This window comes from Marinomonas ushuaiensis DSM 15871 (assembly GCF_000521805.1).
Taxonomy (GTDB): domain Bacteria; phylum Pseudomonadota; class Gammaproteobacteria; order Pseudomonadales; family Marinomonadaceae; genus Marinomonas; species Marinomonas ushuaiensis.
The window spans coordinates 114,079-126,978 of the sequence record NZ_JAMB01000008.1; the positions used below are offsets into that span (position 1 = coordinate 114,079).

The 12,900-nt window shown below is 41.8% G+C and carries 14 protein-coding genes; 7 read left to right on the forward strand and 7 right to left on the reverse strand.

Annotated elements, in window-relative coordinates:
• The first annotated feature begins 56 nt into the window (after positions 1–56).
• The 3 genes from MUS1_RS10270 (at position 57) to MUS1_RS10280 (ending at position 2,617) form a co-directional block, all read left to right on the forward strand.
• A complete protein-coding gene (locus tag MUS1_RS10270) occupies positions 57–1,487 on the forward strand; it encodes an aminotransferase-like domain-containing protein (RefSeq protein WP_036162206.1) in 1,431 nt (476 codons plus the stop codon).
• A gap of 180 nt (positions 1,488–1,667) precedes the next feature.
• Entirely contained in the window at positions 1,668–2,078 is a 411-nt protein-coding gene (locus tag MUS1_RS10275) for a hypothetical protein (RefSeq protein WP_036162208.1), read from the forward strand.
• A gap of 23 nt (positions 2,079–2,101) precedes the next feature.
• Positions 2,102–2,617, forward strand: coding sequence for a DUF501 domain-containing protein (locus MUS1_RS10280; protein ID WP_036162210.1), 516 nt, complete (start codon positions 2,102–2,104; stop codon positions 2,615–2,617).
• A 108-nt stretch (positions 2,618–2,725) separates the two neighbouring features.
• Here the strand turns inward: MUS1_RS10280 and MUS1_RS16250 are convergent, their stop codons facing one another.
• The 3 genes from MUS1_RS16250 to glpK all read right to left on the reverse strand — a co-directional run bounded on the left by MUS1_RS16250 (position 2,726) and on the right by glpK (position 4,585).
• Entirely contained in the window at positions 2,726–2,875 is a 150-nt protein-coding gene (locus tag MUS1_RS16250) for a hypothetical protein (protein ID WP_245595795.1), read from the reverse strand.
• Complete coding sequence (locus MUS1_RS16340) at positions 2,872–3,003, reverse strand: hypothetical protein (RefSeq protein ID WP_281171196.1); 132 nt, start codon at positions 3,001–3,003, stop codon at positions 2,872–2,874. The genes MUS1_RS16250 and MUS1_RS16340 overlap by 4 nt, the downstream gene beginning before the upstream one ends.
• A 97-nt stretch (positions 3,004–3,100) precedes the next feature.
• Positions 3,101–4,585, reverse strand: a complete 1,485-nt coding sequence (glpK, locus tag MUS1_RS10290) for a glycerol kinase GlpK (RefSeq protein ID WP_036162212.1) — start codon at positions 4,583–4,585, stop codon at positions 3,101–3,103.
• 158 nt (positions 4,586–4,743) lie between these two features.
• On the opposite strand from glpK, the gene MUS1_RS10295 reads away from it, so the two are divergent.
• The 3 genes from MUS1_RS10295 (at position 4,744) to MUS1_RS10305 (ending at position 8,146) form a co-directional block, all read left to right on the forward strand.
• Entirely contained in the window at positions 4,744–5,514 is a 771-nt protein-coding gene (locus MUS1_RS10295; RefSeq protein WP_036162213.1) for a DeoR/GlpR family transcriptional regulator, read from the forward strand.
• A 194-nt stretch (positions 5,515–5,708) separates the two neighbouring features.
• Complete coding sequence (gene glpD, locus MUS1_RS10300) at positions 5,709–7,199, forward strand: glycerol-3-phosphate dehydrogenase (RefSeq protein WP_036162214.1); 1,491 nt, start codon at positions 5,709–5,711, stop codon at positions 7,197–7,199.
• A 176-nt stretch (positions 7,200–7,375) separates the two neighbouring features.
• On the forward strand, positions 7,376–8,146 hold the full coding sequence (locus MUS1_RS10305) for a TSUP family transporter (RefSeq protein ID WP_036162216.1): 771 nt from the start codon (positions 7,376–7,378) through the stop codon (positions 8,144–8,146).
• Between the two features lie 120 nt (positions 8,147–8,266).
• Here the strand turns inward: MUS1_RS10305 and MUS1_RS10310 are convergent, their stop codons facing one another.
• From MUS1_RS10310 to MUS1_RS10320, 3 genes are all read right to left on the reverse strand, one after another.
• The gene (locus tag MUS1_RS10310) at positions 8,267–9,640 is read right to left on the reverse strand and encodes a glyceraldehyde-3-phosphate dehydrogenase (RefSeq protein WP_036162218.1); all 1,374 of its coding nucleotides are present in this window, start codon (positions 9,638–9,640) and stop codon (positions 8,267–8,269) included.
• 263 nt (positions 9,641–9,903) lie between these two features.
• Positions 9,904–10,233, reverse strand: a complete 330-nt coding sequence (locus tag MUS1_RS10315; protein ID WP_036162220.1) for a DUF3392 domain-containing protein — start codon at positions 10,231–10,233, stop codon at positions 9,904–9,906.
• Positions 10,234–10,268: 35 nt separating this feature from the next.
• Entirely contained in the window at positions 10,269–10,847 is a 579-nt protein-coding gene (locus MUS1_RS10320) for a hypothetical protein (RefSeq protein ID WP_036162222.1), read from the reverse strand.
• Positions 10,848–10,974: 127 nt separating this feature from the next.
• On the opposite strand from MUS1_RS10320, the gene MUS1_RS10325 reads away from it, so the two are divergent.
• Positions 10,975–11,586: a uridine kinase family protein gene (locus MUS1_RS10325; RefSeq protein WP_036162223.1), complete on the forward strand. Its 612-nt coding sequence runs from the start codon at positions 10,975–10,977 to the stop codon at positions 11,584–11,586.
• A 42-nt stretch (positions 11,587–11,628) separates the two neighbouring features.
• Here MUS1_RS10325 and dnaJ read toward each other — a convergent pair whose 3' ends face one another.
• Positions 11,629–12,756, reverse strand: coding sequence for a molecular chaperone DnaJ (gene dnaJ, locus MUS1_RS10330; protein WP_036162224.1), 1,128 nt, complete (start codon positions 12,754–12,756; stop codon positions 11,629–11,631).
• Positions 12,757–12,900: the final 144 nt, after the last annotated feature.

The following is a 12,900-nucleotide window of genomic DNA, read 5'->3' on the forward strand; positions in this document are numbered from 1 at the left end:
ATCTATCGATCTGGTAGATTGCTCTACTCTATTTTTATTAATTCGAACTGCGCTTTATGGATTGCCCTCTTTACGAAAAAATTGCTAACCAAATTGAACACCAAGTTCATGAAGGTATTTTCTTACCAGGAGCAAAGATTCCATCGGTTCGTAAATCCAGCAAGCAAATGGAAGTCAGTGTCGCCACCGTTCTACAAGCCTATAGTCTTTTAGAAGATCGAGGCGTCATAAGAGCTCGTCCACAAAAAGGGTATTTCGTACAAGAGAACCAGCGACAAACAACTGCGACTGCAAAAATCGAGCCGACTCAGAACGATGGTTCTATGCACGCCTTATTAAAGCGATTACTGCATGCATCACAAGATGAACACATCACCCAGTTTGGTGCAGCAATTCCAAAAAGTCAGTTTCTACCTATTCGACAACTACAACGATCCGTTGGCCGCCTTATGCGCTTAGAGCCTGAAATTTGTGCTTCTTATGAATTCACACCTGGCTCTCTCAGTTTACGCAGACAAATTGCCATTCGAATGCTGGATAGTAGCTGCCAACTTCAGCCTGATGACATTACCATTACATTAGGTTGTCAAAATGCACTAATGCTTTCTTTGCAAGCTGTCGCAAAAGCAGGAGACACCATCGCCATAGAAAGCCCAGTGTATCATGGTGTATTACAAGCAATCGAAAACCTAAATTTAAAAGCCATCGAAATCCCCTGCTCAACAGAAACTGGGCTAGATTTGGACTTGCTCGAAGAAGCGGCTCAAAAATGGCAAATCAAAGCTTGTGTTGTGACGCCAAACAATCAAAACCCAACCGGCGCCACACTGAATCATCAAGCAAGGCAAAAACTCATTGAACTGTCCACTCAGCATAATTTCATATTAATTGAAGACGATGTATACGGAGAGTTAAGTTACGGCGATAAACATGAGCGAGCACTAAAAGCAGACGACAAAAATAATACAGTGATTTATTGCAGTTCTTTTTCTAAAAGTATCGCTCCAGGGTTTCGTATCGGCTGGGTTGTGGGTGGTCGTTTCCAAGCAGAGATTGAACATCATGCCTATGTTCAATCTCTAGCGATTCCGACACTGACTCAAAGAGCCATTGCAAACTTTTTAGAAAATGGTGCATACGACCGACATTTGAGAAAAACTCGTCTTTCCTATCAAGAAAATCTCACTCGCTGTCTAGCTCTAATCAATGAATATTTTCCAACCGGTACAAAAACATCCACGCCCAAAGGAGGCTTTTTACTTTGGATCTCGTTACCTGATACAGTGGACGCAATGACGCTGCATACTCAGGCACTCGAAAGTGGCATTGGTTTGCTACCCGGTCTAGCCTTTAGTTTGACGTCTCAGTTCAATCATCATTTCAGATTAAATTACGCACAGCATTGGGACAACACAACAGACGCTGCACTTAAAAGACTGGGAAAACTTTGCTATCAACAAACGCCAAAGATAGAGTTAAATAAATAAGGGAAAGTAAAAAGACGTACAATATTTTATATATAGGCGCAGGTTATGAATATGTCTCCACATATCTTAAAATTCATCTGTACAGGCAGAGCAAAAAGCGTACAATTCTCATTCTTTTTTAAACACTCGGCCTCATTGGCCGATAACGTTAATATCTGAAATAGTAGCTGGCTTGTTGCGATGGAATTTGTTGCACATCCGAGAGACCTTCCATTAGAAATCACCTTAATAGAAGATCAGCATTTCCCTCAAACTGATGAAGGAAGAGCTGGGTTTGTCGGTATCACATATTTAACCTCGCATCCTTTTGATAATGGATGTTCGGTAAAAATCACATTGGAAGAAATCGATCCGAACTTTTGTGTTTCTGGCCGTATTGTATCGTGCGATGAAGAAACAGACGGTTACGCTATCGCCATTGAATTCCCGACTAAAGAAGAGTGTTACTGTGTTCGAATGATCGAGCAACTTTCTCAGATAGAACACTATCGACGCCAAGCTAAAATGGCTGGCCGACGACTTAATTACAACGAAGCTGCCGCCGAATGGATACAAAAATTCGCCGCTAAATTCCCCGCATTCACTCTATAACATTCACACTACAATAAGACGCTATGACAAACACACTTTCTCAAGGTGATATAGACATTATCACTGCACAGCTTGGACGTAAGCCAAGCGGCATTAATGCCATTGCACATTACTCTCCTAACGGCACACCACAAGTTCTCGAAATGGAAACTTGGGTTTTTGATCAACCTTTCCCAACACTTTACTGGCTTTCAAGCAAAGCCATAGACAAAGCCTTGGCTAAAATAGAAAGCCATGGTGTGGTGAAAGAACTAGAACAGCGTATTAAGGATGATGAAGAATTAAGAGAAGCCCATTACGCCTCTCACCGTGACTACATAGCAAGACGCTGGGAAGTTATGAGCAATGAACACAAAGCCATTATCGAAGAAAAAGGCTTTAAGCCACTATTTGATAAACTCGGTATTGGCGGTATTGCCAACTGGGATCAAGTTCGATGCTTACACATGCAATATGCACATCACCTTGCAGGCAATAACGTGATTGGTCGTATATTGGATGAAGAGTATGACGTAAGAGCCATTGCTGACGCTGAATAATGTAAATCAGTACGCTCTCGCTCAACAATAAAAGCTTACACTTAAAAATAAGGGAGAAACGATTTAATCGTTTCTCCCTTATTTTTCAAAAGCTCATCCAAAAAACCATTACGATGCTTTAAGTAATCCTCTTAATTCCTCTTCCGCCTTAACGTTTGGAAGTATTTCTCGAATTTTGTTAAATGCAGCCTGAGCAACCGAGGCACGCTGTGCATACGTCGTCAACGCCCCACCAGTCCAACCAGCCAATTTCATCATTTCATTTTTAAAGCTATTAACGCCAACACCAATGTCATTAACGCATCTTCAATCTCTAAATAATTTAGGCGCTCACCGCCAAACTTGATGAAATCATCTTGCTGTACTTCGAGAAATTGTTTTGGCATATTCAAACCTTTTTAAAATCCATTCGTAAATAAAATTTAGCGACAATAGCTCAGCGATACAAACCCTCACATGTAGAAAAACGTAAACGACATGAAATCAATTTTTTGTACGTACTCGGTCTACCGCTTTCTGCCATCCTTGATACAGTTTATCTCCTGTTCCCTTCTCCATAGAGGGCTCAAAGCTTTTATCTGCTTGCCAAAGAGTCGATACATCGTCCAGCGATTTAAACAATCCCACATGCAATCCTGCTAAAAATGCAGCACCCAATGCGGTTGTTTCTGTGACACACGGTCGCTCTACTGTAATTTCAAGCAAATCACTTAAAAACTGCACCATGACATCGTTAATCACCATGCCACCGTCCACTCTTAATGAGCTGAAAGTGGCACCATCTTGAGCCATCGCGCCGACCAAATCCCTTGTTTGATAACAAACAGAGCGTAATCCAGCACTAACGATATCTTCAACGCTTGTGTCTCTGGTTAAACCAATCATCGCGCCACGCGCATCCGGATCCCAATAAGGCGCACCCAATCCAGTAAAGGCTGGAACAAGATAAACGGAGTCATCGTTTAACGCTTTCTTAGCCAGACTCTGGGTTTCTTTAGCATCTGAAAATAGTTTCAATCCATCACGCAACCATTGAATTGCCGCACCAGCAACAAAAATACTGCCTTCTAATGCGTAAGTCACTTTGCCGTCTAAGCGATAACCCACCGTCGTCAGCAATTTGTGCTCAGAACGAATTGGCTTATCTCCAGTATTCAATATCAAGAAACAACCGGTTCCGTAAGTGCTTTTCACCATGCCCGGCGTAAAACACGCTTGACCGACTAAAGCCGCCTGTTGATCACCAGCAATACCGTTAACTGGAATTTCAGCGCCTAACCATGATGAATCAATCACTCCAAAATCGGCACTGCAATCCATCACTTCAGGGAACAGTACATCGCCAATGCCTAAGATCTCGATAAGCTCACTGTCCCATTCTTGCGTATGGATATTAAACGCCATAGTACGAGCTGCATTAGTGGCATCGGTTTTATATGACTTACCATTGGTTAACCGCCACAATAAAAAACTATCGACGGTTCCAAATGCCAGACGCCCTGCTTGAGCTTTTTCTTTAGCACCTTCAACGTTATCTAATACCCAACGAATTTTAGTGGCTGAAAAGTAGGGATCAATTAGCAAACCTGTTTTTTCTTGAACCTTGTCTCCTAGGCCTTGTTCACTCAAAGACTGGCAGAATTCACTTGTACGTCGGTCTTGCCACACAATCGCGTTATAAACAGGTTTGCCCGTTTCGATGTCCCATAGAATGGTTGTTTCACGTTGATTTGTGATACCTATCGTTGCTATCGCCTGTGCATCTATCCCTGTATCCTTGAGAACAGACTGACAAACCGATAAAGTCGATGACCAAATATCTTCAGGATCATGCTCTACCCAACCATCGTGTGGGAAAATTTGTGGGAACTCTTGTTGAGATTGACCCACTCGGGTGCCTTTTTCATCAAATAAAATAGCGCGTGAACTGGTGGTGCCTTGGTCGATTGCAAGAATATAACGGGTCATAGTGAATTCTCTTTGAAGTCACAACCATTCAAAAAATGAATGATGTATTGTTTTTGTTTTGTTTTTTGAACATGAATATTCAAATACGAATATACCCATTAAAAACCAATGCACAGTCATTAAGCAAGCAGTAACCTTTTAAAGGAGAAGAAAACAACATGGGTCAACTTTCCCGCCAAGACAAAATTGTCGCCATAGTAAAAGACCAAGGCTATGTAACCATTGATGAATTGGCTAGCCAATTTTCTGTCACACCGCAAACCATACGCCGTGACATTAATGAATTAGCAAAAGCGGATAAGATACGTCGACATCATGGTGGCGCCAGTTACGACTCAAGCACAACCAATGTGGCCTATGCGGCGAGACAAATTCTGCAGTTGCCAGCCAAAGAGCAAATAGCAAAACGTATTGCGACGGAAATTCCTAACAATGCCTCTTTATTTATCAATATCGGGACAACAACAGAAACCGTTGCTCGCGCATTGCTAAACCATCAAGGCCTACAAGTTATTACCAACAACCTTAATGTTGCCGCGATCTTAAGCGGTAAAGAAGATTTCACCGTGATTATTGCTGGTGGCACCGTACGTTCTAGAGATGGCGGCGTCATGGGCGAAGCAACGATTGATTTCATCAATCAATTTCGCGTTGACTATGGCATCATAGGCATCAGTGGTATCGATCCAACCGACGGCTCATTATTAGATTATGATTATCAAGAAGTACGAGTCGCACAGAGTATTATTTCTAATTCTCGTACTGTTTTTCTAGCAGCAGACAGCGGAAAATTTGGTCGGAATGCCATGGTTCGCCTAGGAAACATGACTCAAGTAGATAGATTATTTACTGACGAGCAACCACCAAAAGCCATTATCAAACTTATGAAAGAGCATGATGTTCGATTAGAGCTTTGCACACCTAGATAACCTTGGGCTTTCTTGCCCAAGCCTTTAATACAAACTGCCTTACCATCTCAACTTTTGCTTTTTGTTTCTATTTGCTCATAAATTCATCAAACCTTCACAATGTAATCTTGTCATGAACCTCATTGAGGTTTAGTATCGAACATAAATGTTCACTTCCGAACATATATTTTCGAATTATAATCATGAGGCTTAGCATGAATCACTCCCATTTTGATTTATTTGTCGTTGGCGGCGGAATTAACGGTACAGGTATTGCTGCCGATGCAGCTGGCCGTGGACTAAATGTTGGTCTGTGCGAAATGGGAGACTTGGCTCATGCAACATCATCATCAAGCAGCAAATTAATTCATGGTGGTTTACGTTATTTAGAGCATTACGAGTTTCGCTTGGTAAAAGAAGCGCTGAACGAACGCGAAGTTTTATTAAAAATCGCACCGCATCTCGTTACACCAATGCGCTTTCAAATGCCTCATCGACCACATTTGCGTCCTGCTTGGCTTATACGCATTGGCTTATTTCTTTATGACAATTTAGGCAAACGCGAAACACTATTAGGCTCAAAAGGTGTTAAATATGGATCAGATAGCCCGCTTAAAACAGACATAACACAAGGTTTTGAATATTCTGATTGCTGGGTTGATGACGCTCGTCTCGTCGTTACTAACGCCTTGAGTGCTCAAGAGAATGGCACTCATATCTTTGCTCGCACTCGCTGCACCAGTGCAAAACGCGTTAACGGACAATGGCTAATTAGCCTAGAAGATCAAATAACAAAAGAAATACATAGCGTGACCGCAAAAGCTCTCGTGAATGCCGCTGGACCTTGGGTATCCTCTTTTATCGAAACAAAACTAGAACAAAAAGCGCCTTACGGAATTCGCATGATCAAGGGCAGCCACATTGTTGTGCCTAAGCTTTACGAACACTCTAACGCCTTTATCATGCAGAACACGGACAAGCGCATCGTGTTTGCTATTCCTTACCGTGAAAACTACACCCTGTTAGGTACAACCGATGTTGAATACAAAGGTGACCCGAACGACGTAGTGATCAACGATGAAGAAACCAACTACATATTGAATGTGGCGAATGATCACTTCAAAAAAGCTCTTACGCCTGAAGACGTTGTATGGAGCTATTCTGGTGTTCGCCCGTTGCTAGAAGATGAATCCTCTGATCCATCAGCTGTGACGCGTGATTACACCTTGCATCTCGACGATCAAGAAAACCAAGCACCATTGCTGAGTATTTTTGGTGGTAAGATTACGACTTACAGAAAACTCGCATTATCAGCCATGCGCAAGCTTGAGCCTTACTTCGAAGATCTTGGTGCCGCTTGGACTCACGGCAAGCCGTTACCTGGTGGCGATTTGAGAATGTCTTTGGATGCTTTCGCCATCAAACTACAACAAGACTACACATTTATTAATGCAGGCCTTGCTCGTCGCTTTACCAATAGCTACGGCACGTTAACTCACCTTTTATTGAATAAAGCCAATTCAGAGAGTGATCTAGGACAAAATTTTGGCAACAGCTTATATCAAGTTGAAGTCGACTATTTAATTTCCCACGAATGGGCTAGAACAGCTGAAGATATCCTATGGCGTCGAACTAAGCTTGGACTCGAATTCTCTACCGAACAAGTTGCCGCCTTAGAAAAATATATTGATAGTAAAACGACATAAAGAAAACATGTCATTAAATATTCGCTTTCACTTAAGCTGAGCTTGTAATTAGGTCTTCAGCGAGCCCAACGCCTTTACTAAGTAAATACGATTAGTCTTCCTAAACCATTGTCTAGGAGGACTTTTTTTGATCTACTAAAAGAACTAACTACTACCTTCCACAGGATAAATGCCCAATGGACTTTGTATTTTACGATATTGCTCTTTGGGTCTATCTTGCTCTATTCGCTGCAGCTTTTTTTGCGGGCGTTATCGATGCCATTGCTGGCGGTGGCGGGCTCATTACCGTACCTGTTTTATTAGCTGCAGGTCTTTCTCCGGCGGAAGCATTAGCAACTAACAAATTGCAAGGCTGTGCCGGAACCGTTTCAGCATCGTATCATTTTATTAAAAAAGGTCAGGTAAAGCTGTCTGATATGCTGCTACCCATTGCGATGACAGCAATTGGCGCCGTTTCTGGCACCTTGCTGGTGTCTTATTTAGACAGTGCATTATTATTGAAAGCGGTTCCTATTATTCTCATCGCTGTGGCGATTTTCTTTTTCTTTTTGCCAAAAGTTCAACCTTATATTGCCAGCCGTTTCTCTCTAACCAATTTACAGTTTTCATTAATCATTGGCACGAGCCTTGGTTTTTACGATGGTTTAATCGGCCCCGGAACAGGCGCCTTCTTCTCTACCGCATATCTTTGTTTTATGGGGTTAACTGTTGTCTCAGCAACCGCTCATACCAAGGTACTCAACGCGACAAGTAATCTAGCGTCTTTAGCCATGTTTGCTTTCAGTGGACATCTTGTTTGGGCACTAGGCATCGTGATGGGGTTTGGTCAATGGTTCGGCGCGCAAATTGGTTCACGCCTCGTTATTACCAAAGGGGCGAAATTGATTCGACCCATGGTAATCATTATGTGCTTGGCTATTTCAGTGAAGTTATTACTCGATAACTAAACAATGCTTTTCATTTAATCTAATAAACACCATACATAAAAGAGCATTCAAAAAAAGGCGACTTTTACAAGTCGCCTTTTAAACATATCGTGTGAACGAGACAAACGCTAGACAGCAGAATTAAGCCGCTCTGTCCTTAACCACACTCATATTAACAAGGTTTGCTTGAGCCAACTTTTCCATCAAGCGAACCACCTGACAGCTGTAGCCGTATTCATTGTCATACCAAACATACAGAATCGCTTGATTGCCACGGACTTTCGTTGATAACGAATCTAATATGCCAGCCTGCTGAGAACCAATAAAATCAGAACTAACCGCATCTGCACCATCACTGTAACCAATCTGACCAGTTAACTCAGCTCTGTTCGAGGCGTTTTTCAAAAGCTGATTAATTTCTTCAACTGACGTCGCTGATTTTAGATTAAGACTTAAGACAGCAATGGAAACATTAATCACTGGCACTCGAATCGCACTGCCACTTAATTTACCTTCCAAAGAAGGAATTGCTTTTGAAACCGCTTTCGCAGCGCCAGTCTCTGTCATCACCATATTCATACCAGCAGCACGTCCACGACGATCGCCTTTGTGAATATTATCAATCAAGTTTTGATCATTAGTATAAGCATGAACGGTTTCTACATGACCAGACTCAATACCGTATTTACTTTCAAGCACAGACAAGATTGGGGTAATTGCATTGGTAGTACAAGATGCAGCAGAAACAATACGATCATCATTGGTTACGTCATTATCATTAACACCAAAAACGATATTCTTCATTTCTTTGCCTGGTGCCGTTAATACAACACGACTAATACCAGGACGATTCAAGTGAACACTCAAACCGTCGCGATCACGCCAGCGTCCAGTGTTATCCACTAATAAAGCATTCTTAATTCCATGCGCTTGATAATCAACTGTTTCAGGATCAGAAGCATAGATCACCTTTACTGGTGAACCATTAATAATCAAGGCTTGATTCTCTTCATCTACCTTAACCAAACCTTCGTATACACCATGAACCGAATCGTATTTCAGTAAGCTCGCACGCTTAGTTAAATCATTGTCGCAAGCTTTACGAACGACAATGGCCGCCAGCGACATTCCAGGTGTAGTGTGACCCAAAGTACACATACGACGAGCAAGTAAACGACCAATTCGACCAAAGCCATATAAAACAACAGGTGTTTCAGTGCCATTATTGGGTTTCGCAGCCAATACAGAAGCCACATCAGCCTCAGCTACCAAAGACTCTAGTTCAACAACCGTTTGAGCCACATCACTGGCTAATACTTGTTCTAACACTTGATAGACTTGATCAAGATCCAGTTCAGGGTGCTGATCAAAAGCCGTCATTAAACCAGTAACAGAATCAGCCATTAATGTATTTCCAGCCAGTTCAACTTTCACTGATTTTTCACGCCCAAGTTTGCCCAAAAGAGGAATCAGTGATTCCGCCTGTGCAAGTGTCTGTAACCAAGTATTTGTCATTATTTGCCCCCAAGAAAGACGCTGCTATATCAAAGTATGGACGCAGTCTAACGTCGAGAATAAACAAAAACAAATTGTAAGAAGACTACGAAAAAACCTTAAAAACGGGCATTTAGAGCATTTTTTTAGAGAAATAACGAAATAAAGAGAAAGGGTTAGAAACTTTACTACATAATCACAAGACTAAACTCAATTAAGGTATAAACAGAAAGACTATGTAGTAATTGGGCAACATAAACTGACAGTAACTTACATGAATTATTTTATAAATGACGCTTTCTTTCCGCTAAAACACCCAATAAACAAAAACTACCAAAGACCAAAAGAGGACGATAAGCCAAATCAACATGATTGATACCCCAATAAATTAACGGTTGTCCCCACAAGGTCAACAAACCATAACCAAAGGTACACATCAAAATGAAAGCGCTCACTCTAGCAATGAATATCCAAGACGTAACCAGTTTCTTTAAATAACCATTAATTTTATCGCCATAAATCACTAAACAAGTAGCAACAAATGCCAAAGAAATATCGTAAAGGTGAGGCTGTATAAAATGAGCTAAACTCAGATTAAGATCAAAAATAAACATAAAGAATTAACTATATAACCAATAAAATGGAACGACTATTTTTTTCGGGATAAAGCTTCGACATCGATCTTTCCGCTATGACTTGCCACTCTAGGACGCTCATCCACATACATAATAGACACGTCAAATGTGCTGTTACGAAGCTCTACCATTGTTCCATCTCTAAACAGCCAAGCCGCATGACCCAACCCGCTGCGCAATTGACCATCACTAGGTGTGCCGTATCTTCTCAGTAATAAATCCCCTAATGCTTTGCGTTTTTCATTACTTTCTACGACACCAGATAAACGCGCTTGCTGCACATAACCGGAACTATTTGAGAATACAGTTGCATCCGTAACACCGAGAATTCCGTCAGGCCCCAAACTATAATTCACCACACCATCTTTATAAGAAGGATAATTTTGCAGCCCCATTTCACTCAAGTGTTTTTCTAATCTGGGTAAAGCTAAATCATTCAATGGCAAACCAAAGAACTTAGCGTTACCAGTAATACGAGGTTTTGGAGCTTTCTCTACATCGCCGTTCGCTTTGCTGGCATTTGCGAACACCTGACTCACAAAAAAAGTACTCACCATAAATACAAAAAAAATCGAGGCGTTTCTACTCGTCATCAACCATTCCCTATTAAATATAGTCATCCAGTTTAGCAGGCAAAAACTATCAAACCTGATATATAATACAACACTATAAACTCCTTCTATTCAAGGAGCACTGAAACTTTATTTTTTGAGGTAATTTATGGCACTTGTTATTGGCATCACAGGCGTATCCGGAAGCGGAAAAAGCCGACTCTGCTCTCTACTTGCAGAAGGCCAAGACGATAAGATAAGCATTCTTTGCCAAGACAGCTTTTATAATGGCTGTGGCAACATAGACCCAGATGTGTACAACTTTGATGACTTAAACTCTCTTGATATTGAAAGCCTAACACTTGCTATTCATAACTGTAAAAATCGCCAGCAACCCAATGAAATTCCAGTTTACGATCATTCACAACACAAACGTGTTGGTTATCGCAATCTAGACCCAACACACGTCGTTCTAGTAGAAGGTCACATGATGTTCCAAGACCCAGGAATTCGCGATGCCGTTGATTACCTTTTGTTTGTCGATACCGACATGGACATCGCCATTGTGCGACGCTTAAAGCGTGACATTGCAGAACGTGGAAGAGATGTAAATGAAGTTACCAGCCGATACATGCGCCATGTTCGTCAAGCGTCACTGAAAACAATCGATATTCGTAACAAGGCGGACTTTATTATTCCAAACAATAAAAGCTTCACCAATGCTGCGAATTTACTGCGTAACCATATCGACTATTTACTAAAAGAAAAAGGCGCCAAATAGGCACCTTTTTTAGTCTTATTCTAGCTTTACCTTGTGAACCGCTTACTTCTTAATATCATCGAAGAAGCGTTTTACACCATCAAACCAGTTTTTCTGCTTAGGTGAATGGTTCGTGCCTTCACCCATACTCTCAGACAATTCCGTAAACAGCTCTTTTTGACGAGCAGTAAGATTTACTGGTGTTTCAATCACCACCTTACAAATCAAATCACCCACTGGGCCGCCACGGACAGGTTTAACACCCTTACCACGAAGGCGGAACAATTTACCTGTTTGACATTCAGCGGTCACTTTCAAACGCACACGACCATCTAGCGTCGGCACATCGATTTCGCCACCTAACGCAGCAGTTGTGAAGCTAATTGGCACCTCACAGTATAAGTTCGCACCATCGCGTTCAAAAATATTATGAGGCTTAACAGATACTTGAACAAACAAATCACCCGCTGGCCCACCTTGAGCTCCGGCTTCACCTTCACCCGATAAACGAATACGGTCACCTGTATCAACACCTGCAGGAATTTTTACGTTAAGTGTTTTGTATTCCTGAGTACGGCCTTGACCATGACAGTCTGGGCATGGATCAGAAATAACCTGACCTTGACCATGACATTCTGGGCACGCTTGCTGAACCGAGAAGAAACCTTGTGACATGCGAACTTGGCCTGCGCCACCACAGGTTCCACAGGTTTTCGGCTTTGAGCCTTTCTTCGCACCAGATCCATCACACGTCTTACAGTTGACTAAAGTTGGAATACGAATTTTTTCCTCGCATCCCCAAACCGCTTGCTCAAGATCAAGCTCTAATGTGTAACGTAAATCGGAGCCACGACGGGTTCGGCTTTGACCACCGCCACCACCGCCAAAAATGTCACCAAATACATCACCAAAAATATCACTAAAACCACCAGCACCAGCACCGCCGCCGTAACCGCCACCTTGACCGTTAACGCCTTCATGCCCAAATCGATCATAAGCTTCACGCTTGTCATCGGAAGACAAAATTTCATAGGCTTCAGCAAGCTCTTTAAATTTATCAAGCGCTTCTGGATTATCTGGATTTTTATCTGGATGGTACTTATTCGCTAAAGAGCGATAAGCCTTCTTGATGTCTTTTTTATCGGCATCTTTGGCGACACCGAGAACATCGTAATAGTCTCTTTTGCTCATTGCAGGAATTCCTGAATTAAAAAGCCTGAATTGAAAAGTCTGAGTTTATACAATTTAAAATTTACAAAATCTAATTGAACGAACTTACTTAGAAGATTTGCAAATAGCAAAACACGGTCCTAAAACCGTGTTTTCTATAAACAG

Excerpts from the sequence above, each read along its gene's own strand:
- MUS1_RS10305 (WP_036162216.1), top strand. The coding sequence starts at position 7,376 with ATGGACTTTGTATTTTACGATATTGCTCTTTGGGTCTATCTTGCTCTA.
- MUS1_RS10320 (WP_036162222.1), bottom strand. The coding sequence starts at position 10,847 with ATGACGAGTAGAAACGCCTCGATTTTTTTTGTATTTATGGTGAGTACT.
- MUS1_RS10295 (WP_036162213.1), top strand. The coding sequence starts at position 4,744 with ATGGGTCAACTTTCCCGCCAAGACAAAATTGTCGCCATAGTAAAAGAC.
- MUS1_RS10275 (WP_036162208.1), top strand. The coding sequence starts at position 1,668 with ATGGAATTTGTTGCACATCCGAGAGACCTTCCATTAGAAATCACCTTA.
- MUS1_RS10270 (WP_036162206.1), top strand. The coding sequence starts at position 57 with ATGGATTGCCCTCTTTACGAAAAAATTGCTAACCAAATTGAACACCAA.
- dnaJ (WP_036162224.1), bottom strand. The coding sequence starts at position 12,756 with ATGAGCAAAAGAGACTATTACGATGTTCTCGGTGTCGCCAAAGATGCC.
- MUS1_RS16250 (WP_245595795.1), bottom strand. The coding sequence starts at position 2,875 with ATGATGAAATTGGCTGGTTGGACTGGTGGGGCGTTGACGACGTATGCA.
- glpD (WP_036162214.1), top strand. The coding sequence starts at position 5,709 with ATGAATCACTCCCATTTTGATTTATTTGTCGTTGGCGGCGGAATTAAC.
- MUS1_RS10325 (WP_036162223.1), top strand. The coding sequence starts at position 10,975 with ATGGCACTTGTTATTGGCATCACAGGCGTATCCGGAAGCGGAAAAAGC.
- glpK (WP_036162212.1), bottom strand. The coding sequence starts at position 4,585 with ATGACCCGTTATATTCTTGCAATCGACCAAGGCACCACCAGTTCACGC.
- MUS1_RS10310 (WP_036162218.1), bottom strand. The coding sequence starts at position 9,640 with ATGACAAATACTTGGTTACAGACACTTGCACAGGCGGAATCACTGATT.
- MUS1_RS10315 (WP_036162220.1), bottom strand. The coding sequence starts at position 10,233 with ATGTTTATTTTTGATCTTAATCTGAGTTTAGCTCATTTTATACAGCCT.
- MUS1_RS16340 (WP_281171196.1), bottom strand. The coding sequence starts at position 3,003 with ATGCCAAAACAATTTCTCGAAGTACAGCAAGATGATTTCATCAAGTTT.
- MUS1_RS10280 (WP_036162210.1), top strand. The coding sequence starts at position 2,102 with ATGACAAACACACTTTCTCAAGGTGATATAGACATTATCACTGCACAG.